Consider the following 21397-nt stretch of genomic DNA (forward strand, 5'->3'; position numbering starts at 1 on the left):
TGCCCAAAATCGTTCAATTTCCTGATATCGGGACAAGCGCGGCCAGAATAGTTGATCTAGACACTCATCTTATCGTTGACAGTGCCGGTCACGCGGGGCAACGGCGGGGCCGGCCGATTTCGGGGCACGAATGAGATGAAGTGCAGGATTCGCGGGGCGCATCTGAAGACTCTTTTGGCGAGCGGAGCGGCGCTCGCGCCGCTGATGATGAGCGGAATGGCGCTGGCGCAGGAGGGAAGCGCCACACAGCTTGAGCGAATCGTCGTCGAGGGCGGCAATGGGGCGGGAGCTACCGCGACCGGACCAGTGGACGGCTACGTCGCAAAGGCGACCGCGACCGGGTCGAAGACCGCCACGCCGCTCAACGAAATCCCCCAGTCGGTCTCCGTCGTCGGGCGTGAGGAACTGGACGATCGCGCCGTGGTCAACAAGGTCGATGAAGCATTGCGCTATACGCCGGGCGTCCTGTCGGCACCGTTCGGCACCGATCCGGACACGGACTGGTTCTACATCCGCGGCTTCGATGCGGCACAGACAGGCCTCTTCCTCGACAGCCTGCCACTCTTCAGCTTCGCCTTCGGCAACTTCCAGATCGACCCCTTCATGCTGGAGCGGATAGAGGTGCTCAAAGGGCCTGCCTCCGTCATCTACGGCGGGTCCAATCCGGGCGGCATCATCAACCTGATCAGCAAACGGCCGCTTGACGAGCCGCTGTACTACACCGAGGCCGGCATCAACAGCAACGGCAACGCCTTCACCGGCTTCGACGTCAGCGACAAGCTGAACGATGACGGAACGGTTCGCTACCGCCTCACCGGCAAGGTTGCCGGCGGCGACAACTATTCGGACTATTCCGAAGACCTGCGCGGCTTCATCCTTCCTCAGGTAACCTATGCGCCTGATGACGCAACCAGCCTGACCGTCTTCGGCCTGCTTCAGGGCCTCGATCAGGTCCATGTAGGCAACGGCTTCCTGCCTTATGTCGGAACCGTCGAAGACGCGCCCTTCGGCAAGATCGACCGCGACGCCTATTTCGGCGAGCCTGACATCGACGAGGGAAGCTACGCCCAGCAGATGCTCGGTTACGAGTTCACGCACGATTTCGACAGCGGCTGGACGTTCACCCAGAACGCACGCTACGCCCATCTTCACAAACACGAGAAGTACCCGTACCCCTACGGCTATGTCGGTCCGGGCTTCGGGAACGTAGAGCCCATCGCTCCTGACTACCTTCTAAACCGCATCGGTTTCGAGGCGACGTCGAAGGTCGACAGCTTCGCGATCGACAACCGGGTGGAAACGGATTTCGATCTCGGCGCCACAAATCACACATTCGTCGCCGGCCTCGACTACAAATACTACCGCCTCGACCATATCGGGGCGTCAGGAGGCGCAACGCCGATCAGCCCCACCGACCCGGTCTACGGCGTGCCGCAGGGCCCGACTGCCGTCTATATCAATCAGATTTTCACACAGCAGCAGATCGGCATCTATGCGCAGGACCAGGTGCGCTTCGGCGATGGCTGGCTCGTCACCCTCAATGGGCGCTACGACTATGTCGATACGGACCTCAAGAACGGCGCGACCGCTTGGGCCGGACCTTCCAACTTCGGATATGACGACGGCGCGCTCAGCGGTCGTGCTGGTCTGGCATACGAATTCGACAACGGCTTCACGCCCTATGTGAGCGTCGCGACCTTCTTCAATCCGCTCGTAGGCTCACGCGACTCGAACCCTGATCCTGCGATCACCACTTTAGTGCCGCTGAAGCCTGAAGAAGGCTATCAGTACGAAGCGGGAATCAAATACGAACCGACATTCATCGATGGATTGTTCACCGCCTCGATTTTCGAGATAACCAAGCAGAATGTCCAGGTGACCGACACCCTCGGGATCTCCACGCAGCTCGGCGAAGTGCGCTCCCGTGGCTTCGAGCTCGAAGGCAAGATCAACCTCGACGAAAACTGGAAGATTATCTCGGCGTTCAGCTATACCGACCTCGAGATTACGGAAGACACCAATCCGTCGCTGCTCGGCAAGTCGCCCTATCTCATACCTGAAACGCAGGCTGCCCTGTGGCTGGACTACACCGTGACCAGCGGCGCGCTCGAAGGCATGAGCCTCGGTGCAGGCGTACGCCGCCAGGGCGAGTCCTGGGCCGATGCCGCGAACACGAAAAAAGTTCCGGCGGCGACGCTCGTGGATGCCGCTATCCGCTACGAGAAGAACGACTGGACGGCGTCGCTCAACGTCGCCAACCTCTTCGACAAGGAATATGTCGCCGGATGCCAGGGTCTCCTGACCTGCGGCTACGGCGAAAGCAGGACCTTCACGCTGAAACTCAGCAAGAAGTGGTAACGGGCGGCACTTCGCCCCTCAACCGCCTGCCGGCACTTCTCCCCGCAGGCGGCGAAGGAGACTCACGGCACTCGCCACCCGTCCCTTCTCCCGGTCAGAAGGAGGAGAAAGGCGCGGCAGCGGGATGAGGGCCGCCCCGCTCATCGATGGAAACTTTCATCTTTCCATCATGCAGATTGGCAAAGACTGTCACACTCAGCTGGTAGCAAGCGCCCGGCTTCATTCGTGCCACCAATCTGCAAGGAGCGTTTTGCAATGAGAATCTCCGTCACCACGTCCATATTTATCGGCTTGATGGCAGGCGTCGCGCTTGGTCCGTCGGCCGCGGCAGCCGAGAAGACGAAGTTCGAGTTCTGGTACGGCCTTTCGGGCGATCTTGGGGAACGCGTCCAGGATGCCTGCAAGAAGTTCAACGACAGCCAATCCGAATTCGAGATCGTCTGCACCTCGCAAAACGGATACGACGCGACCCTGCAAAACACGATTGCCGCCTATCGCGCGAAGAAGCAGCCGGCGATCACGCAGATCTACGACGCCGGCACTCTGGACATGATGCTTTCGGGTGCATTCGTGCCCGCCAGGAAGCTGATGGCCGACAATGGCTACACCATCGACTGGAACAATTATTTCGGCGGCATCGCCAATTATTATGCGACCGCCAAGGGAGAATTGAACTCCTTCCCGTTCAATTCCTCGACTGCGATGTTTTACTACAACGTCGACGCCTTCCAGAAGGCCGGCATCGACTTCAAGCCGGACACCTGGGAACAGGTCGAGCAAGCGGCCCGCAAACTCAAGGCAGCCGGATACGAATGCCCGCTCGCCTTCAACTTCGATACCTGGCAGCTCATGGAGCAGTTCTCGGCCATTCACAACCAGCCGCTTGCCACCAAGGCGAATGGTTACAATGGGCTGGATGCCGAACTGGTCGTCAACAAGACCAAGTTCGTGGACCACGTGAAGTTCTTCAAAAAAATGGCCGACGAGAAGCTCTTCGTGGTCAAGACCAAGCAGCTCGGCATGGATCTTGTCCCAGCCTTCACGTCGCAGACCTGCCAGATGATACAGACCTCGATCGCCGACCATGGCACCATCGGCAAGTCCCTTCCCGAGGGTGTGAAGTGGGATGTTGCCATGTTGCCCGTATGGAACGGCACGGAGCGGCAGAACTCTCTCGTCGGCGGTGCGTCGCTGTGGGTGCTCGCCGGTCGTCCGGAAGCGGAATACAAGGGTGCGGCTGCCTTCCTCAATTTCCTTGCGACGCCCGAAATGACCGAGTGGTGGTCTACGGTAACGGGATACATCCCGGTGACCAAGACCGGTTTTGACGCGATGAAGTCCAACGGGTTCTACGACAAGGCACCCTACAAGGGGCGCGAACTCGCCATCGAGAGCCTGTCCTTCACCCCAACCTCGGAGAACACCCGCGGCATTCGTCTTGGCGGCTTCACGCAGATCCGCAAGGAATTCGCGACCGCCCTCGAAGCGATCTTTATGCAGAATGCAGACGTGCAGGCGGAACTCGACAACGCCGTTGGCCGCAGCAATGCCGTTCTGCGTCGTTTCGAGAAGACCTACGCCGGACAGACGCTGAACTAACCTGATCCGACCCGGAGCCTGCGTAGCATCGGCAGGCTCCGATTTTCTTCTTGCATCGGAAATCGACCCCATGGACAAGCGCGCGGCCTTTCGCAGCTGGTGGCTGCCCAGCCTATTCGCCCTGCCGCAGATCATTCTGATCCTGCTTTTTTTCTATTGGCCAGCAGTCGCCGTGCTGCGATGGGCGTTCACGCTGGAGCCGCCATTCGGAGGCGCCGCGGAATTCGTCGGCCTTGCCAATTTTCAGGAGGTGTTCGCCGATCCGCTCTACTGGAACTCCGTCGGCGTCAGCCTGGCATTCGCCCTCTGCGGCACCGTGGCCACCATCTTTATCGGTCTTGTTCTTGCGCTTGCGGTTGACCGGCAATTGCCCGGCTCCGCTCCGTTCCGGTTCCTGTATATCCTGCCTTACGCGATTGCAGGCCCCGCCGCTGGCATGGCTTTTCGTTTCATCCTGTCACCGGAACGAGGGCTGATGGCATCGGTCAACGCCGCTTTCCCGGATTTTTGGAACCCGGCCAAATACGGCAGCCACGCCCTGATCCTCGTCATCGTCGTGTTTGCTTGGAAATGGGCGGGCTACACCTTCATCTTCCTGCTCGCCGGCCTGCAGTCGGTCCCTCGGTCGCTTATCGAGGCTGCCGCCATGGACGGCTCTGGCCCTATTCGCCGTGCAGTCGATATCCAGATACCGATGCTGGCGCCAACGCTCTTCTTCCTGCTGGTCATCATGATGACCGAAGGTTTCGTCGGGGCCGACACCTACGGCATCGTCGCCCGAACGACGGATGGCGGCCCCAACCACGGCACGGATGTGATGGTGTACCGCATCGTCGAGGAGGCATTCCGCGGATTGAACTACTCCGGCGCCTCGGCCCAAAGCCTCGTGCTCATCGGCCTCATCATGATCTTCACCTTCCTCCAGTTCCGCTTCATCGAGCGGCAGGTTCATTACAAGTGAGGCTCACATGATACAGCGGACACCTTTCGCCAACGCCCTCACCTATGGTGTGATGATCTTCGGGTTCCTGCTGTTGATCGGTCCCTTCATCGTGATCGTGTCGGGCGCCAGCCAGACATTTCAGCAGGTGAACGCCATACCCTTCAGTTTCCTGCCGCAGGATCGCCTGCTCGATAACATGAGCACCGCCTGGACGCGCGCCAACCTGGGGACGGCGATGCTGAACAGCTTCGTCATGGCCGGCCTGGTCACGGTCGGCAAAGTGGCGCTGTCGGCGCTGACGGCCTTCGCCATCGTGTTCTTCCGAACCCCGCTCAAGGGCTTCTTCTTCTGGATGGTCTTCATTACCCTGATGTTGCCGCTCGAGGTGCGCGTGGTGCCCACCTATGCCGTCGCTGCCGATCTATTCCAACCCGTCCGGCTCCTGATTGCCGCCGTAACGGGCTTCGAACTCTCGGTCGACTGGAATCTTCTCAGTTCCTACGCCGGCCTCACGCTGCCCTTGATCGCGACCGCAACGGGAACATTCCTCTATCGCCAATTCTACCTGACCCTGCCCGACGAACTGGCAGAGGCGGCGCGGATGGACGGATCGGGTGCGATCCGCTTTTTCATCGACATGCTGCTGCCGCTCTCGCGTACGAACATGCTCGCGCTGACCACGATCATGTTCGTCTATGGGTGGAACCAGTATCTCTGGCCCCTGCTGATGGTGACGGACCCTCAATACAAGACCACCATGATGTCGCTGGTCGCGCTCCTGCCGTCCGAAAACGGCACCCCGGACTGGAACGTGACGCTCGCCGGGTCCCTGATCATCATGCTGCCCCCGCTCATCGTCGTTGCCGTCCTGCAGCGGTGGTTCGTTCGCGGCCTCGTGGCGACGGAAAAATGACCCGCTTTCCCCAAACAGAAATAGACAGAGAGGTCTGCGCTCATGGCTGACATCGAAATTCGTGCCGTGCGTAAATCCTACGGAAAGAACCCGACCCTGCATGGCATCGACCTCGCCTTTGCGTCGGGAGAATTCGTCGTGATCCTCGGCCCGTCCGGGTGCGGGAAGTCAACGCTCCTGAGGATGATCGCGGGGCTGGAGGAAATCACGGGTGGTGAGATTGCCATCAACGGACGGGTCGTCAACAGACTCGAGCCGCGCGAACGCGGCTGCGCCATGGTGTTCCAGAACTACGCCCTCTATCCCCACATGACCGTCGCGGGAAACATCGGATATGCCCTGAAGGTAGCCGGCATACCAAAGGCGGAGCGCCTGCGGCGGATCGAGGAGACAGCGAAGATCGTCGGGCTTTCCGATTATCTCGACCGCAAGCCCGCGGCACTCTCCGGCGGTCAGCGCCAACGCGTCGCCATGGCTCGCGCGATTATCCGCGAACCGAGCGTATTCCTTTTCGACGAACCCCTTTCGAACCTGGATGCCAAGCTGCGCGTCACCATGCGAGCCGAGATCCGGAAGCTGCATCAGCGTCTTTCGGCAACGTCCATCTTTGTCACCCACGATCAGGTGGAAGCCATGACGCTCGCCGACAAGCTCGTCGTCATGAACAAGGGCGTCGTCGAACAGGTGGGACAGCCGCTCGACATCTACCATCGTCCTGCAAGCATTTTCGTCGCGTCCTTCATCGGCTCGCCGGCAATGAATCTGTTCGATGCCCGTATCGACGTCGACAGCGCCTGCCTGGCATTCGCCGGCGCGAAGCTGCCGATCGACAGGAGGCTTGCGGCACGCCTGGGCTCGGGAAACGTCACGGTTGGCATTCGCCCGGAGCAGTGCGTCGTGGCGCCTGAAGCAAAAGGCGGCGTCGCGATGAAGGTGGAGTTCATCGAGGAGCTCGGATCCGGCCGCGTCATCCACTCGGAGCTGAATGGCCATCCCTTCGCCGCCTGCGTCGACGAGCAAACGCGCGTCCGGCCGGGCGATTGGATCAGCCTGGCCATGCCATTGGCGCAGCTGCATGTCTTCGACCGAGAGACAGGCCGAAGGATCGAGGTCGATCTGGATCCTCGCGCCGTCCCTGGCTCCGCCGGCCATCCGGCACTCGAAACCGTTTGATCCCCTGCATCCGAAGGAGAAACGCGATGAACGAAATCATATCCGCCGTAGGCTTTTGCAATCGAACGGGCAAGGGCGATCTTTCGAGCCTTGATGCGTCCTTGCGCGAAGTTGCTGAAACGGGAGCCAACGCCTGTGAAATCGGAATCTATGGCGAAGAAATCGTCAGTGGCGGCCGCATAATCGAAGACCGTGTCCGGCGCGTCGCCGACATTACGAAAAAATACGCCTTCAAGAAGCTCTCGCTGCATGGTCAGATCCTGTCCAACTTCATGGATCGCGAGCACCATCATCTGCAGAAAAAGGTCGTGAAGGCGATGCTCGAATTGTGTGACCGGCTTGGCGCCGGGATCCTCGTTCATCATTCCGGCGCGGCACAGCTCGCCCCCGGCAAAAGCTCCGCCGATCTCGACAGGATGGAACGCGACGCTCTCGCGGAAATGGCGGAGGTCGCAAAAGGATACGGGGTACGCATCGCGCTTGAAAACATCTTCACGACGGAAATCGGCCAGTACCGGCAGACGCCGAGCCAGGTTGCCGAAACCGTACGCGCGATCGGTTCCGACAACGTCGTCGCGCTTATCGACTTCTCGCATGCCTACATCGAAGCCACGCACCGCGGACTTGATTTCCGCGACGAGCTGAGGGCAATGGCGCCGGTGACCGGTCACCTGCATGTTCACGACAGTTTCGGGCTGCCCTATTCCATGACTCGCTTCTATCATCCGGCGGAGGCGACCGCGCTCGGCATCGGAGACCTGCATCTCCCGATCGGCTGGGGCGATATTGCCTGGGACGACATCTTCTCCGAACTGACCTTCCTTCCGGACACGACACTGATCATGGAAATCGGAGCCGAACGGTTTGCCGATCAGCAACCGGCATGCCTGGAACGCGCACGGAGTCTGGCCGCCGCGGTGGGACTGAGATCCGCTGCGTAGCGAGCGCGCCACATATCGCAGGCTTTGCTGCATGCCCGAAGCGAAAACACCCGGCATCGCTGCCGGGCGTCTCGCTGCCGCGCATCAGGGAGGATCAGCACGCGCCGCAGAATTCGCGATCGTTACTTCGCCTGATCCAGGCGGTCGATCGCTTCGACATTTGCCGCCGAAGGACCGTTCGGGTCGAATTCGGAGGAGAGCCAGGTATCGACGATCGATTTTGCCAGTTCCGGGCCGATGACGCGCGCGCCCATCGTGATGATCTGCGCGTTGTTGGATTTGGCCGCCCGCTCGGCGGAATAGGTGTCGTGGGTCAGCGCGGCACGGATGCCGGGCACCTTGTTGGCCGAGATGCACACGCCGATGCCGGTGCCGCAGATCAGGATGCCGCGTTCGTTTTCGCCGGCCGTGATCGTTTGCGCCAGATCGCGGGAGAGATCGGCATAATAGCCGGCATGGCTTAGGTCCCTGACTTCGAGGTCGCTTCTCTTGCCAAGGTGCGCGGCGATGACGTCGAGCAAGGGTTTGCCGGCGCTGTCGGCTCCGATCGCGATTTTCATGTCGTTTCCTTTCCGTGAGGTGTTGTTGCCTGACCCCGCGATGCTCAGATCGCCCGGGCTACGCGTTGCAAGATGTCGAGATAGCCGCCGACGTCCCAGGCGGAGCGGCCGATGAAAAGGCCGTCGATATGCGGTTGGAGGATCAATTCCTCGCAGTTCTGCGGATTGACGCTGCCGCCATAGAGCACCGGAACCTTCACGCCGAGCGCTCGCTCGGCGACTTCGGCGATGCGGCGATGACGGGCGTCCGCATAGTCGGCCGTCGCCGGTATGCCGTTGACGCCGATCGCCCAGACGGGCTCGTAGGCCAGAAGAACGGGCGCCGTGCGCGCCGCGCCTTCAAGAAATGCAAAGGCGCCTTCCACCTGGCGCTTCAACACCGTGTCGGCCTCGCCGGCCTCACGTTCTGCGAGCGTCTCGCCGATGCAGATCAGCGGAACCAATCCGTGCTTCACCGCCGCTGCCGTCTTCAGGCCAACGGTCCGGTCGGTCTCGCCGAAATGCTCGCGCCGCTCGCTGTGTCCGAGCTCGACGATGTCGAGATCGCAGTCCCTGAGCATGACGGGAGAAATTTCGCCGGTCCAGGCGCCCGCATCGTCCCAGTGCATGTTCTGCGCGCCGACCTTGACGCTCGTCGCCTTCAACCTTTCCTTCACCTGCCGAACGGCGGTGAACGGCGGGATGACGAAGCGCTGTACGCGCTCGTCGCGCGCATCGTCCGCGGCCGCCAGGCCATCGGCGAAGGCCATCGCCTCAACCAGCGTCTTGTTCATCTTCCAGCTCGTGCCGACCCAGAGTCCAGACTTGCTCATGCCTTCTCCAATATTTTCCCGTCGTCGATCCTGACGAGCCTGACCCCGGCGTCGCCGAGTGCGGCTGCGTATTCATCCGAGACGCCGCTCCCGGTCAGCACCGCATCGAACGCGGTGAGTTCCGTCAGGAAATGCAGCGCCGAACGGCCGAACTTCCCGTGATCCACGAGGAGATATTTGCGGCTGGCGGATTTCACCATCTGCCGCTTGATCTGCACGACCTCCTGGTCCTGGTGGAAAGCCGCCGTACCCTCGACCGCCGAACTCGACAGAAGGGCCACGTCGGCCCGCAGCGAACGCAGCGCCTCCTCGGTGACCACACCGAAAAAGCCGTTGAACTTCTTGCTGTAATGGCCGCCGAGCGCGATCAGGTTGATGCCCGGGGCTCCCGAAAGATCGGCGATGACACCGAGATTGTTGGTAATGACGGTGAGCGGGCGAACGTCCCTCAGAAACCCGGCGATCGCGCCGGCCGTCGAACTGTCGTCGATGATGATGCTCTGGCCCGGCTCGATCAACGTTGCGGCATATGCGCCAAGGCGGCGCTTTTCGCCCGTCGCGATCTTCTCGCGGTAACGGAAATCGCTTTCGAATTGCGGACTCGACTGGATGGAGGCCCCGCCGTGGACTTTTCGCAGCAGGCCCGCCTGCTCGAGATCGTCAAGATCCCGATGAACCGTCATCTTGCTGACGCCAAAGCGAAGGCCGAGTTCCTCGACGGAGGCCGTGCCTGCCTCCATCAGCACATCCATGATCGCCTGGCGCCTGTCTTCCGGTTTCATCGCATCGACCCGTCATGCACGGTCCTTTGCCGTTCACGGGAAACATAACACCGATATGTTATTTTTCAACACTCATGTTGGTATTTTGTTATATTTATTTGTGACATTTCACTTCGGACCGAAGCCCGTATCGATGTGCGGCTCCCAGAATTCGACGGATTCGCGGATCATCCCCACGACGTTGCGGTCGGTCGGTTCGCGCTCCCGGAAGGAGAGTTCCAGGCAGATTTCATTATCCGTGCCGCCTCCCCTCCTGACGGCCTCGAGCAGTCGTTCGGGCGTGATCCTGCCGTCCCTGTTATAGGCGGCGGTAAAAGGCCAGTGACCGCCCTTGTTCATGGACGACTGCTTGACGTGGATGATCGGCGACTGCCGCGGAAAGGCCTCTGCCCATGCATAGGGATCGACATCGGCCGGGTTCGGCGACGTCACGTCGCCATGGTCGATATCGACCATCATCCTCATCGGGATCGGCAGCTCGGCTGCCGCCAGACGCCGGTCGAGTGCCCTGCACTCTTCGATCGTGTGGCCGAACTCGCGGCCGACCGACATCGGCTCCCAGAAGACATAGGAAAGGCCCGCCGCCCTGGCGTGCTCCGCCACCTCGCGCCAGCACTCGATGGCGATCGCGATCAGCTCCTCGCGACGCGCCGGGTCGTGATAATCCCTGAGCGTGAAGATCGCGAATTGCGTGCCCATACCGGAAGCGCCGAGCTCGGCGGAGATATCGGCGAAGGTCTTGAACCAGTCGACATAATAGCGCCGGACGTCCGGGTCGGGATGTCCGAAATGATTGAGACGACCATAGGGACCCGTCATGCCGGAGGTGATTTTCACGCCGGTACGGCCGAGCGCAGTCCGAAATTGCCGGAGCGTCTTGTTGATCGTCGCCGCCGGCCAGCCGGGATTGACGAATTCGTGCGTGAGCTGGACATAACCGATACGGATCTTCTCGGCGATGGTGTCGATCAGGTCGTCCGCGTCGGCAAAGCGGTTGACCAGAGGATTGGTATTGAGCGACAGCGTAAAGGCCATAGCCGGCTCCTTGCTACCAGAGGAATTTCCGGAGGATGAAATCGGGCGCAGCGCCGTGCTCCCGGAAGAGTTGCCGGCGCTCCGCGTCCGACCGGTGCTCGAGAATGCCGGTGGTGACGAGCACCGAGCCTAGCCCGGCCGCCGCAGCCCCGGCGATGTCATGCTCGACGCTGTCGCCTATGGCACAGACGCGCTGCGGCTCCGGCCGCCCGAGAAAATCGAGCGCGAAGTCGTAGATGTCGGCAAACGGCTTGCCGATCCAGCGCACAGGACCTCCCAGCCCTTCGTAAAGCTCGGCGATGCGACCGGCGCCGAAGGCCGGTCCGCTTCGCGTCAGCATCACCTTGTCCGGGTTCGTACAGAGGCACGGAATGCCCCGCCGGGCGGCCGGTCCCAGCAGATCTTCGTAATGGGAAAGCGGATGGATATCGCCCTCGCTCCCCGCCAGCAGCACGATGTCGGCGTCCTCACCGCTCTCGGTGCGGACGAGATTCAGCCCCTTGAGCGGCGACTGATCGCCATCCCGGCTGATCAGAAGGCATTTGCGCGCCGTGCCACCCTCGCCTTCGGCCTCGCGTTTCAGGAGTCGCCAGGCAACCTCTCCCGAGGTCAGGAACCAGTCCCAGCTTCCGCCCTCGAAACCGAGTGCCTCCAGCCGCCGATCGTTCTCGGCCGAGCGCTTGCCGGAATTGGAGAGGATGATGACCCGCTTACCGGCCTGCTTGAGGCGGACAAGCGTTTCCGCAGCACCCGGATACGGTCCGCGCCCGTCTCTCAGCACTCCGTATTGATCCACGAGGAAAGCGTCATATGCGTCTGCGACCGCAGAGAGGGCGGGAATTTCCCGGACGACGCTCATAGCACGCCCGCCTCTTTCGCTCCGGAAAGCGCCAGGCGAGCGGCGCCGGCAGCCGCCTCTTCCGATAGCACCGGCAGGAAGGGAACCATGAGCCTTCGTTCTCGGATTTCGGTCCACACCCCGTTCTTCGCGCCTCCGCCGACGGTGCGGATCGAACCCAAGGCCGGGCTGCCGAGGGATACGAGCCGTTCATAGGCACGGCGCTCGACCTCCGCGATGCCCTCGAAGGTCGCCTTCAGGAATTCGGAGTCCTCCGCCGGGCGCGGTTCCATGCGCGGCATGAAGGCGGGATCGGCCACCGGAAACCGCTCACCGGGTTTCAGCAGAGGATAAAAGTCGAGGCCCGTGTCGGTGGCCGGATCGATCCTTTCCGAAAGCTCGGCGATCCGCTCGGCGCTGAAATGCGCCGCGAGCACCGCGCCGCCTGTGTTGGAGGCGCCGCCCGCAAGCCACATATCGCCGATCCGGTGGCTGTAGAGCCCATATTGCGGGGCAAAGAGCGGCCTGTCGGAGAGCATCTTCACCGTCAGCGTCGTGCCCAGCGCGCTGACGCCGTCACCCGGCCGATCAGCGCCGGTCGCAAGGAATGAGGCGCAGCCGTCCGTCGTACCCGCAACGACAACGGTTTCGCTCGGCAGGCCGAAGGCTTCCGCCGCGGCCGGCGAGATCGTCGCGACCGGTGCCCCCGCCGGCAGCACGTCCGGCAGGAGTTCGACGCGCGCCCCCGTCCGCTGGATCCACTCCGGCCAACTGCGGGCCACCGGATCGTAGCCGGTCTTCAGCGCGTTGTTCTCGTCGCTGACATCGTAGAGCCCGGTAAAATGCCCGGCGAGCCAGTCCGCCTGGTGAATGACACGGAAGACCTCCGGGAGCGACTGGAAGGTCAGAAGCTTGGCGAGGCCGGAGGTTGCGCCATGCGCCGCGCTCTCCTCCGGTGCATGGGCGGCGATGCGCTTGAGAATCGCCGGGTCGGCAACCGGATCGTTATACATCAGCGGCGTCGCGAGCGGCGCGCCGTCGGCGGCGACCGGGAGCATGGTGCCCGACGTGCCGTCAATGCCGATCGCACGCACACGCGACACGTCGATCGCGGCAAGCGTCTCCGCGAGCGCGGACCTTAAGGCCCTCCACCAGCCGAGCGGATCGCGATGGTCATCGGTAAGGGCGGCCAGTTTGGCCGCACCCGATGCGACCACTTCGCCCGCAGCCGTCATCGCGACGGCACGCGCGCCGGAGGTGCCCATGTCGATTCCGAGAACGAGACCGCTTTCCCCGCTCATTGCAGCACCTGCCCTGCCCGGTTCAGCTGCTGGCGATATTTTTCCGCGTCCCAGCCGAGGAGTTCCGCATTCTCCGCATCGGTGAGGTAGCGCAGCCTTGCGCCGGCCGGAATGCGCGCCGTCACGTCCGAAAGGCAGCGCGCCATGGCGAGCGCGCCGGCCGAAATTTCCTTGAGCACCAATGCGCCCTTGCCGGGAAAGAGAAGGAGCGGCGGCAGGCTCTCTCCGGTGCGGCGGAAACCTTCCTCGAGGGCGAGGGCATTCTCGCCCGGAGCGGCGATGACCGATCCCTTGCCGAGAAAGATCACGTGGTCCGGATAGAGGCTTCCTCCTGCGGCGATCCTGCAGCTTTCGAGGTCGGTCGCAGCATCGTGCAGCCGCTCGTCGTCCGGCAGCCGATAGGCGCTGTTGACCGAAAGACGCGACAGCGCCTCCAGGTCGGCGGAAGGCGCCCGCCGCACCGGCACGGCAAAGCGTCGGGATACCTCTGCGAGAAGACGCGCCGCTTCCCCGACCGTCTCGGCGGCGACGGCGAGCCCGTGATTTCCGAGCACCAGGACCGAGGTGTCCTCCTGAATCCGCTCGGCGATTGCCTTGGCGAGCGGCAGCCCCGGCCTGGCATAGGGAACGAAGGCGTAGGGAATTCCCTGAAGCTTCTCCCCGGCAATCGCCGCCGCATCGGCCTTGACGGCGGTTGCGATCGTCTCGACGCAGTGAACGTGAACCACCACCTTCTGCGGCATCAGCGCGTGAACCGTGGTTTCGATTGACGGTCTGAGGCCCGAGGGGTTCAGAGTCTTGACGACGAAATCCTGCGCCTTCTCCGTCGCCGGGTCGTCCCGCTCCAATGCGTCGAGCAGCGGGTCGAGCGCGACCGGCACCATCACGTCACGCTGACGGGCATGGGCGAGCCACAGGCCGGAAGCCTTGATCCAGAGGATTCCACCCTCCTTGATCGAGGTATTGCCGCCCGCGCCCTGAACGAGATCCGGGTCGGCGCCGACGCGCGCCGAGAGATCGAGAAGCGCTTCGAATTCGGAGCTTCGCAACATCAATTCTTCCTTCTCACGCCGCAGCCTGCTGACCTTCGAGCCAGCCGCTGAAGGCCCGCTTCTCGGCTTCGCTCATGTGCAGGCCGTGCTTCGTGCGCCGCTCCATCAGGTCTTCCGCCGTTCGCGCCCATTCGTTTTCGATGAGGAAGCGGGCCTCCCGCTCCCGAAAGAGCGGGGTGAACGCCATTCCAAGCTCGTCGAGAGAGGTGGCGCTGCCGATCAGTTCATGCGCCCGCGTGCCGTAAAGCCGGGCGTAGTGCTTGGCGAGGTCCGCCGGCAGCCATCGGTAGCGCGCGCGCAACTCGCCAAGGAACTGGTCGAAATCCGCGTCCGCCATGTCGCCGCCCGGCAGATGCGCGCGCGCCGTCCAGGCCGGCCCCATGCGCGGAAAGAAAGGTTTCAGCCGTTCGAGCGCGTGTTCGGACAGCTTGCGGAACGTCGTGATCTTGCCGCCGAAAACCGAGAGCAGCGGCGCTTCCTTGCCGGCGGCGTCGAGCTCGAAAATATAGTCGCGCGTCACCGCCGACGGATTTTCGGCATTGTCGTCGTAAAGCGGACGCACACCCGAGAAGCTGTGAAGGATGTCGTCCGGCGTCAGTTGCTGCTTGAAATAGCGGTTCACCGATTTCAGGAGATAGGCGACCTCGTTTTCGTCGGCCGTGACGTCCTCCGGCCGCCCGTCATAGGGAATATCCGTGGTGCCGATCAGCGCCAGGTCGTTCTGATAGGGGTTGATGAAGATCACGCGCTTGTCGGGGTTCTGGACGAGATAGGCTTGCCGCCCCTCCCAGAACTTCGGCACGACGATGTGGCTGCCCTTGACGAGCCGCACGCTGCGGCTCGAATTCAGTCCCGCAACCCGGCCGATAACGTCGTTGACCCAGGGCCCGGCGGTGTTGACCACGCAGCGCGCCTTCGCCTCCGTCTTCGCGCCGGTCTCGGTATCGGTCATCTCGACGTGCCAGAGGTCGTCTCGCCGGCGAATACCGGTGCAGGCCGTGCGGGTCAGAATCCGGGCGCCTTTCCTTTTCGCGTCGAGCGCGTTCAGCACGACGAGGCGGGCATCGTCCACCCAGCAGTCGGAATATTCGAAGGCCTTGGGATAGGCAGGCTTGATCGCAGCGCCTTCCGGGGCGGTGCGCAGGTTGAGCACCCGCGTCCCGGGAAGGCGCTTGCGGCCGCCCAGGTGATCGTAGAGGAAGAGGCCGAGCCGTACGAGCCAGGCCGGCCTGTCGGCGGGATTGTGCGGCAGCACGAAACGCATCGGCCAGATGATGTGAGGTGCGGATTCCAGCAGGACCTCGCGCTCTATCAGGGCTTCGCGCACCAGACGGAACTCGTAATATTCAAGGTAGCGCAAGCCGCCATGGACGAGCTTGCCCGAGCGGGAACTCGTGCCCTGCGCCAGATCGTCCTTCTCGCAGAGCAGAACGGAGAGCCCCCGCCCTGCCGCGTCCCGGGCAATGCCGGCTCCGTTTATGCCGCCGCCGATGACGAAAAGGTCGTATGTGCCGGTTTCGGAACTCACGTGCTTGTCTCCTGTCGTCGTCATGCGGTCAGGCGGCCTCGCCCTTGGGTTTGTCCTGATGTCCGTATGTGGCAAATCCCTTGATCACGCCGGCGACTTCCTCCTGCGGCAGGACCACCGGGCCGCCGATCAGGAGCGCGTGGTAATATTGCTTGGCGATCGTCTCGAGTTCGACCGCCGCCCACATCGCCTTTTCCAGGCTCGAACCGGTCGCGATCATGCCGTGATTGGCCATGAGGCAGGCGGAACGCCCCTCCATCGCCTTCAGCACATTTTCCGACAGCGCCTTCGTGCCGTAGCGGGCGTAATCGGCGACGCGCACGTCGGAGCCGCCGAAGGCGGCGATCATATAGTGACAGGCGGGGATGGGCTTGCGTGCGATGGCCAGGATCGTCGAAAACGTCGCATGGGTATGGACGACTGCGCCGACATCCGGCCGCGCCCGCATGATGTCGAGGTGGAACGGCCATTCGACCGACGGCCTCTTGGGCCCTGACCAGGCGCCGTATTCGGCGCCGATCGGCATGGCGACGATCATGTCAGGCGTCATCTCGGCATAGGGTATCGCAGAGGGCGTGATCAGCATCGTGTCGCCGTGACGCAGGCTGATGTTGCCCGACGTGCCCTGGTTGAGACCGATCGCATTCATGTGGCGGCAATGGTCGATGATCGACTGGCGCAGTTGAAGTTCGCTCATCTTCCTACCTCAGCACGGATTGACCGGCGGCAGGCCGGCGATGTAGCGGCGCACTTCCTCTGCGGCCATTTCCGCCGCGTGGGTCACGGTGCGCACCGACGCACCCGCGATATGCGGGGTGAGCGTCACGTTGGGGAGCTTCAGCAGCGGCCAGTCTTCGGGCACGGGCTCGACGGCAAAGGTCTCCAGCATGGCGCTTGCAAGATGGCCGCTGACGAGATTGTCGTAGAGCGCATCATAGTCGCAGAGCGGCCCCCGCGCCGTGTTCACGAAGATCGCCCCCGGCTTCATCTTCGCGAAGGTCTCCGCATTCATCATGTTTTTCGTCTCTTCGCTGACGCGCGGATGCAGCGTCACCAGGTCGGTGCGGGCGAGCAGATCGTCGAGCGAGACGTGCTCCACACCGGCATTCCGGTCTTCGGCGCTGAGCTGCACATAGGGATCGTGGACGAGCACCTTGGTGCCGAAGGCGCGGAGCAGCCGGACCACCTTGGTGCCGATATTGCCGTAGCCGATGACGCCGACCGTCATTTCGGAGAGCTCGCGGCCGGTGCGGTCGGCGCGGTAGAGATCGCCGCGCCACTCGCTCCGCCTCAGTGCCTCGTGCCCCACGCGAATGAGCCGCGTCTCCGCCAGAATGGCGCCGATCGTGAATTCGGCGACGGCGCTCGCATTCCGGCCGGGCGTGTTGACGACCCGGACTCCCGCATCGCGAGCAGCTTTCATGTCGATATTGACGGGGCCGCCGCGCGAGACGGCGACGAGCTTCAATCCCGGCAGGTCGGCCAGCATCGTTCGCGACAGGGGTGCAAGCTGCGTCACGAGGATTTCGGCATCGCCGATGAAGTCGACGATTTCACCGGGCTTGCCGAGATATTCCTTGAGGCCGTCCATGCCCTCCACGGCATAGCCGTGCTCCATCGGCACGTCCGGCCAGGGCAGTTCGTGCATGCTTATCTCATGCCCGTCGCCGCATGCCTCGACGATCTTGTCGCGAAAAACATCCGGCAGCATGAACCGGTCGCCGATAATGGCTATCTTCTTCATTGCGGTCTTTCCTGTTGTTTTCCCGTTCCGGCTGCGTGGGAGAGCGCATGCCAGACGGGTTGAAGCGCAAGGCGCGACTGCTTGTAGGCGGGGAAAAGCGCGTCATAGCGGCGTGCGAGCTCTGCATCCGCGGGTTCTGCCGGCCGATGGTGCGGCCGCACCCATTCGTGAACGCAATCGGCCATGCAGGGGTACATGCCGAGGGAGACGGCGGCGATCATCGCTGCGCCGGCGGCACCCGCCTCTTCGCGTTCGCTCGTCTGGACGCTGGCGCCGAGGGCCCCGCCAAGGATGCGGCGGAGTGAGGCGCTGCGAGCGGCGCCGCCCGACAGTCGCACGCAGGACGGCAGCGGCCCCATCGCGGCGTAACAGTCCCGCGCGGCAAAGGCGAGACCGTCGAAGACCGCGCGCACCATGTCGCCGAAGCCGTGATTGATCGTAAGCCCGACGAAGGAGGCGCGAGCCGAGGCATCCACAAAAGGTCCGCGCTCACCGGCCTCCGAAATATAGGGCTGGAAGAGAAGCGGGGCTTCCCTCGCCTCGGCAAGCCAGCCATCCACCTGGGCGAGCAGATCGCTCTTCGATTTCTCGACTCCCATTCCCTTGAGGAGACCTCCCGCGAGCTGCAGGATCCAGTCGATATTGAGCGTCGCCGCCATATTCGACTGCATCTGCGCATAGGTGCCGGGAATCGGCATGCACATGGTGTAGCCGGTATGGTCTTGGTTGAGCCGGACATCGTCGGCGCCGGCCGCCAGACGCATGTGCATGCCCGTCGAGCCGATAATGGAGCAGCCCGTGTCGGTTCCGGGCTCGTAGAGGCCGGCGCCGAGCGCCGTGCAGACCACATCGACATAGCCGAGCACGACCGGCGTCCCCGCCGGCAAGCCCGTGGCGGCCGCGGCGGCGGCCGAGAGCGGGTGATGCGTGCTCACCCCGTCGACGATTTCCGGCAGCAGGTGCTTGAGCTCGTTGAGACCGAGAAAGTCGATCACCTCATCGCAATACTGGCGCTTGCGGAAATCGCCGAAGGTGAAATTCGCCTCCGAGGGATCGGTCGCGCGCTTGTCCGTGAGGTTGAAATAGAGCCAGTCCTTGCAATGGAAAGCGGTCGCAGCGCCTTGCAGCATCTCCGGCGCATTCTCCTTCATCCAGCGCAACTGCGGACCCTGCTGGCAGGCGGCGAGACCCGAGCCGGTGCGCAAGAAACGCTCCGCATCGCCGCTTTCGGCACGCAGGCGCTCGACGATTGTGCTCGCGCGCGCGTCGAGCCAGAGCCAACCCTTGCCGACGGGTTCGCCGCCGCGATCGATCATCCAGGTGCCGTCTCCCTGACCGGTCACCGCGATGGCGGCAACACGGCCAGGGAGGTTCTCTATCCTGGCCGAGAGCTCGACCAGGGTTTTGACTGTGTCCGTCCAGGTACGCCGCAACTCCTGAACGCTGCCGGTGCGGCCCACCGCCTCATAGCTGTTCGGAACCGCCGTCATCGCCAGCTGCCGGCCGCCGAGATCGAAAGCGACCGACTTGATGACGGACGTCCCGGCATCGATGCCGATGAGGATGTCGCGCATCAGGCGAGCTCCTCTCCGTGCGAAATCGCCATACCGCTCTCGCTGTCGAAGACGTGCAGGCTTGCAGGGTCGAGCCGGATGCCGATCGGCTGACCGATCTCCAGGCTGGTACGGTCATGTTCGACAAGCACCATGGTGCCGCCCGCGAAATCGGCCGCGATATGGGTCTGGTCGCCAAGCCATTGATTGACGGCAACCCGCCCCGTCACCCCGTCGGCACTGCGCCGGACGGAATAGGGACGGATACCGAGAACCACATTCTGGCGCTTCATCAGCGCATCTCGAACCGCATGCGAGAAATCGGCAGCCTGGTATTCGAGGCGGACTCCGTCCTTGAGACCGAAGGTCATGCGGGCGTCCGTGGCGCTGACGCTTGCCTCGAACACGTTCATCGGCGGCTCGCCGACGAAGGTTCCGGTAAAGAGATTCGCCGGCCGTTCCTTGATCTTCTGCGGCGTGTCGAACTGCTGCAGCACCCCGCCTTCCATGACGGCGATCCGGTCGGCGAGTGCATTCGCCTCGGTCTGATCATGGGTGACCAGAATGGCGGTCAGCCCGCGCTCCTTGATGTAGTGCTTGATGCGGCCGCGCAGCACGGCGCGCAACTGCGGCTCCAGCTGACCCATCGGCTCGTCGAGGAGATGCAGGTCGGCGTCGCGGATAAGCGCACGTCCGAGGGACGCCCTCTGCTGCTGGCCGCCGGAAATCGAACTCGGATAACGCCCGAGAATGTCTTCGATCTCGAGCAGCTTGGCGATGCTCGCCACCTTCTCGTCGACAACACTCTGCGAAAGTTTCGACGCCTTGAGCGCAAAGGCTATGTTTTCGCGTACCGTCAGCGGCGGATAGAGCGAATAGCCCTCGAAGGCCATGGCGACGTTGCGGCGGACCGGCGCGAGCATATGCACCTGCCGGCCGGCGACAGAGATCGTCCCGCGCGATACGGGTTCAAAGCCGGCGATCATCCTGAGCGTCGAGGTCTTGCCGCAGCCTGAAGAGCCCAGAAGCGCGATGATCTCACCCTTCTTCACCTCCATGTTCAACTGCTTTACGGCGTGAACGCCATAGTCGACCGGACCATAGAACTTGTCGACATTGTCGATCAAAAGAGCGGTGGCGTTCATGCCGCTTCTCCATTGCGCTTGGATGCCAATTCGGAAGGAAGGATGCGCTGGCCCGTCGCCTTGTCGAACAGAAGGGCTGCGCGGCCGTCGACTGCGATATGCGCCGGTCCGGCGACCGGGCCGGGTGTGCCGGCAGGGCGGGACACCAGGATCTCCCTGCCGCGGGCCGTCAGTGCCAGGGTCACCGTCTTCTCGTTGAGCGGCGTTTCCGCCTCGACCGTCACGGGGATCGCGCCATGCGCGGTGGCTTCGGCGAAGGCGATCGTTTCCGGACGCAGCCCGAGGACGCACTGCTTTGCGACGATGTCCGCCCCGAAGCCCTGCAGGCGCAGCCGCACGTCGGAGAGTTCGACGAAAGCGCCGTCCGGACCGCGCTGCGGCACGACATCGAGCAGGTTGATGGTCGGATCGCCGAAGAGCCGGGCGATCTCGATGTCGGCGGGCGCGTTGTAGATTTCCGCCGGCGTGCCGATCTGCCGGATACGCCCATGCGCCATGACCGCGATGCGGTCGCCGAGCGCCATTGCCTCCTTATAGTCCTGGGTGACGTAGATGACGGTTGCCCCTTGAGCGGCAAGCAGGCGCGGCAGTTCCAGCCTCATCTCGAAACGCAGCTTGGCGTCGACGTTGCGGAGCGGATCGTCGAGGAGCAGCAGCGGCGGCGAGCCGACCAAGGCGCGGGCAAGCGCCGTGCGTTGCTTCTGGCCGTTGGAGAGCGCCTTCGGATGATGGCTCAGCACATGATCTATCTTCAGGAGCTTTGCGACCTTGTGCACGCCGGCGGCAATGGTGTCCCTGGACGACTTGCGCGAGGTCAACGCGCTGGCGATGTTGTCGAAGGCGCTCATATGCGGGAACAGCGCAAAGTTCTGGAACGCCATGCCGAGGCCGCGATGCTCGGCGTCCACGTCCGTCATGTCCTCGCCGCCGATCAGGACCCGGCCGCCATCCGGTTCGATGACGCCGGCGATCAGCCGGAGCAGAACGGTCTTGCCGGAACCCGACGGGCCGAAGAGGACCAGCCGTTCGCCATCGGCCACGTCGAGCGAGAGATCGTCCAATACCGCCTGGCTCTTGAAGCGCTTGACGATGTTTTTCAATTGCAGCGTGGTCATTACGA

19 protein-coding genes are annotated in these 21397 nt (G+C 63.0%); 6 read left to right on the forward strand and 13 right to left on the reverse strand.

Going from position 1 to position 21397, the window contains the following annotated elements; genetic code table 11:
- Positions 1–135: 135 nt before the first annotated feature.
- The 6 genes from SINAR_RS0121650 (at position 136) to SINAR_RS0121680 (ending at position 7927) form a co-directional block, all read left to right on the forward strand.
- Positions 136–2358: a TonB-dependent siderophore receptor gene (locus SINAR_RS0121650; protein ID WP_028001013.1), complete on the forward strand. Its 2223-nt coding sequence runs from the start codon at positions 136–138 to the stop codon at positions 2356–2358.
- Positions 2359–2613: 255 nt separating this feature from the next.
- Complete coding sequence (locus tag SINAR_RS0121660) at positions 2614–3957, forward strand: extracellular solute-binding protein (RefSeq protein ID WP_028001014.1); 1344 nt, start codon at positions 2614–2616, stop codon at positions 3955–3957.
- Positions 3958–4027: 70 nt separating this feature from the next.
- Positions 4028–4918, forward strand: coding sequence for a carbohydrate ABC transporter permease (locus SINAR_RS0121665; protein ID WP_028001015.1), 891 nt, complete (start codon positions 4028–4030; stop codon positions 4916–4918).
- A 7-nt stretch (positions 4919–4925) separates the two neighbouring features.
- Positions 4926–5813, forward strand: coding sequence for an ABC transporter permease subunit (locus tag SINAR_RS0121670; RefSeq protein WP_028001016.1), 888 nt, complete (start codon positions 4926–4928; stop codon positions 5811–5813).
- A 42-nt stretch (positions 5814–5855) separates the two neighbouring features.
- Positions 5856–6986: a sn-glycerol-3-phosphate import ATP-binding protein UgpC gene (locus SINAR_RS0121675; protein ID WP_028001017.1), complete on the forward strand. Its 1131-nt coding sequence runs from the start codon at positions 5856–5858 to the stop codon at positions 6984–6986.
- Positions 6987–7012: 26 nt separating this feature from the next.
- A complete protein-coding gene (locus SINAR_RS0121680) occupies positions 7013–7927 on the forward strand; it encodes a TIM barrel protein (RefSeq protein WP_028001018.1) in 915 nt (304 codons plus the stop codon).
- Positions 7928–8049: 122 nt separating this feature from the next.
- On the opposite strand, the gene derI is transcribed toward SINAR_RS0121680, so the two are convergent.
- From derI to SINAR_RS0121745, 13 genes are all read right to left on the reverse strand, one after another.
- A complete protein-coding gene (gene derI, locus SINAR_RS0121685; RefSeq protein WP_028001019.1) occupies positions 8050–8487 on the reverse strand; it encodes a D-erythrulose-4-phosphate isomerase in 438 nt (145 codons plus the stop codon).
- A gap of 44 nt (positions 8488–8531) precedes the next feature.
- Positions 8532–9299 (reverse strand): triose-phosphate isomerase, encoded by a 768-nt coding sequence (locus SINAR_RS0121690; protein ID WP_028001020.1) that lies wholly within the window; start codon positions 9297–9299, stop codon positions 8532–8534.
- Positions 9296–10081 (reverse strand): DeoR/GlpR family DNA-binding transcription regulator, encoded by a 786-nt coding sequence (locus SINAR_RS0121695; protein ID WP_028001021.1) that lies wholly within the window; start codon positions 10079–10081, stop codon positions 9296–9298. The genes SINAR_RS0121690 and SINAR_RS0121695 overlap by 4 nt, the downstream gene beginning before the upstream one ends.
- Positions 10082–10189: 108 nt before the next feature.
- Entirely contained in the window at positions 10190–11116 is a 927-nt protein-coding gene (locus SINAR_RS0121700; protein WP_028001022.1) for a sugar phosphate isomerase/epimerase family protein, read from the reverse strand.
- Between the two features lie 13 nt (positions 11117–11129).
- Positions 11130–11975, reverse strand: coding sequence for a TIGR01459 family HAD-type hydrolase (locus SINAR_RS0121705; RefSeq protein ID WP_028001023.1), 846 nt, complete (start codon positions 11973–11975; stop codon positions 11130–11132).
- A complete protein-coding gene (locus SINAR_RS0121710) occupies positions 11972–13255 on the reverse strand; it encodes an FGGY-family carbohydrate kinase (protein ID WP_028001024.1) in 1284 nt (427 codons plus the stop codon). Before SINAR_RS0121710 ends, SINAR_RS0121705 begins: the two co-directional genes overlap by 4 nt.
- Positions 13252–14307, reverse strand: coding sequence for a class II aldolase/adducin family protein (locus tag SINAR_RS0121715; RefSeq protein ID WP_028001025.1), 1056 nt, complete (start codon positions 14305–14307; stop codon positions 13252–13254). The genes SINAR_RS0121710 and SINAR_RS0121715 overlap by 4 nt, the downstream gene beginning before the upstream one ends.
- Before the next feature lie 13 nt (positions 14308–14320).
- A complete protein-coding gene (locus tag SINAR_RS0121720) occupies positions 14321–15859 on the reverse strand; it encodes a glycerol-3-phosphate dehydrogenase (RefSeq protein WP_150824033.1) in 1539 nt (512 codons plus the stop codon).
- 4 nt (positions 15860–15863) lie between these two features.
- Positions 15864–16532, reverse strand: a complete 669-nt coding sequence (locus SINAR_RS0121725) for a class II aldolase/adducin family protein (RefSeq protein ID WP_028001027.1) — start codon at positions 16530–16532, stop codon at positions 15864–15866.
- A 9-nt stretch (positions 16533–16541) separates the two neighbouring features.
- Complete coding sequence (locus SINAR_RS0121730) at positions 16542–17579, reverse strand: 2-hydroxyacid dehydrogenase (RefSeq protein WP_028001028.1); 1038 nt, start codon at positions 17577–17579, stop codon at positions 16542–16544.
- Positions 17576–19153, reverse strand: a complete 1578-nt coding sequence (locus tag SINAR_RS0121735; RefSeq protein WP_028001029.1) for an FGGY-family carbohydrate kinase — start codon at positions 19151–19153, stop codon at positions 17576–17578. The genes SINAR_RS0121730 and SINAR_RS0121735 overlap by 4 nt, the downstream gene beginning before the upstream one ends.
- The gene (locus tag SINAR_RS0121740) at positions 19153–20277 is read right to left on the reverse strand and encodes an ABC transporter ATP-binding protein (protein WP_028001030.1); all 1125 of its coding nucleotides are present in this window, start codon (positions 20275–20277) and stop codon (positions 19153–19155) included. Before SINAR_RS0121740 ends, SINAR_RS0121735 begins: the two co-directional genes overlap by 1 nt.
- The gene (locus SINAR_RS0121745; protein WP_028001031.1) at positions 20274–21392 is read right to left on the reverse strand and encodes an ABC transporter ATP-binding protein; all 1119 of its coding nucleotides are present in this window, start codon (positions 21390–21392) and stop codon (positions 20274–20276) included. The genes SINAR_RS0121740 and SINAR_RS0121745 overlap by 4 nt, the downstream gene beginning before the upstream one ends.
- Positions 21393–21397 lie beyond the last annotated feature (5 nt).

The organism is Sinorhizobium arboris LMG 14919 (assembly GCF_000427465.1).
Classification (GTDB): Bacteria; Pseudomonadota; Alphaproteobacteria; order Rhizobiales; family Rhizobiaceae; genus Sinorhizobium; species Sinorhizobium arboris.

Bases quoted from the DNA above. Each gene is read 5' to 3' on its own strand.
- SINAR_RS0121650 (WP_028001013.1), top strand. From the start codon at position 136: ATGAAGTGCAGGATTCGCGGGGCGCATCTGAAGACTCTTTTGGCGAGC.
- SINAR_RS0121660 (WP_028001014.1), top strand. From the start codon at position 2,614: ATGAGAATCTCCGTCACCACGTCCATATTTATCGGCTTGATGGCAGGC.
- SINAR_RS0121665 (WP_028001015.1), top strand. From the start codon at position 4,028: ATGGACAAGCGCGCGGCCTTTCGCAGCTGGTGGCTGCCCAGCCTATTC.
- SINAR_RS0121670 (WP_028001016.1), top strand. From the start codon at position 4,926: ATGATACAGCGGACACCTTTCGCCAACGCCCTCACCTATGGTGTGATG.
- SINAR_RS0121675 (WP_028001017.1), top strand. From the start codon at position 5,856: ATGGCTGACATCGAAATTCGTGCCGTGCGTAAATCCTACGGAAAGAAC.
- SINAR_RS0121680 (WP_028001018.1), top strand. From the start codon at position 7,013: ATGAACGAAATCATATCCGCCGTAGGCTTTTGCAATCGAACGGGCAAG.
- derI (WP_028001019.1), bottom strand. From the start codon at position 8,487: ATGAAAATCGCGATCGGAGCCGACAGCGCCGGCAAACCCTTGCTCGAC.
- SINAR_RS0121690 (WP_028001020.1), bottom strand. From the start codon at position 9,299: ATGAGCAAGTCTGGACTCTGGGTCGGCACGAGCTGGAAGATGAACAAG.
- SINAR_RS0121695 (WP_028001021.1), bottom strand. From the start codon at position 10,081: ATGAAACCGGAAGACAGGCGCCAGGCGATCATGGATGTGCTGATGGAG.
- SINAR_RS0121700 (WP_028001022.1), bottom strand. From the start codon at position 11,116: ATGGCCTTTACGCTGTCGCTCAATACCAATCCTCTGGTCAACCGCTTT.
- SINAR_RS0121705 (WP_028001023.1), bottom strand. From the start codon at position 11,975: ATGAGCGTCGTCCGGGAAATTCCCGCCCTCTCTGCGGTCGCAGACGCA.
- SINAR_RS0121710 (WP_028001024.1), bottom strand. From the start codon at position 13,255: ATGAGCGGGGAAAGCGGTCTCGTTCTCGGAATCGACATGGGCACCTCC.
- SINAR_RS0121715 (WP_028001025.1), bottom strand. From the start codon at position 14,307: ATGTTGCGAAGCTCCGAATTCGAAGCGCTTCTCGATCTCTCGGCGCGC.
- SINAR_RS0121720 (WP_150824033.1), bottom strand. From the start codon at position 15,859: ATGACGACGACAGGAGACAAGCACGTGAGTTCCGAAACCGGCACATAC.
- SINAR_RS0121725 (WP_028001027.1), bottom strand. From the start codon at position 16,532: ATGAGCGAACTTCAACTGCGCCAGTCGATCATCGACCATTGCCGCCAC.
- SINAR_RS0121730 (WP_028001028.1), bottom strand. From the start codon at position 17,579: ATGAAGAAGATAGCCATTATCGGCGACCGGTTCATGCTGCCGGATGTT.
- SINAR_RS0121735 (WP_028001029.1), bottom strand. From the start codon at position 19,153: ATGCGCGACATCCTCATCGGCATCGATGCCGGGACGTCCGTCATCAAG.
- SINAR_RS0121740 (WP_028001030.1), bottom strand. From the start codon at position 20,277: ATGAACGCCACCGCTCTTTTGATCGACAATGTCGACAAGTTCTATGGT.
- SINAR_RS0121745 (WP_028001031.1), bottom strand. From the start codon at position 21,392: ATGACCACGCTGCAATTGAAAAACATCGTCAAGCGCTTCAAGAGCCAG.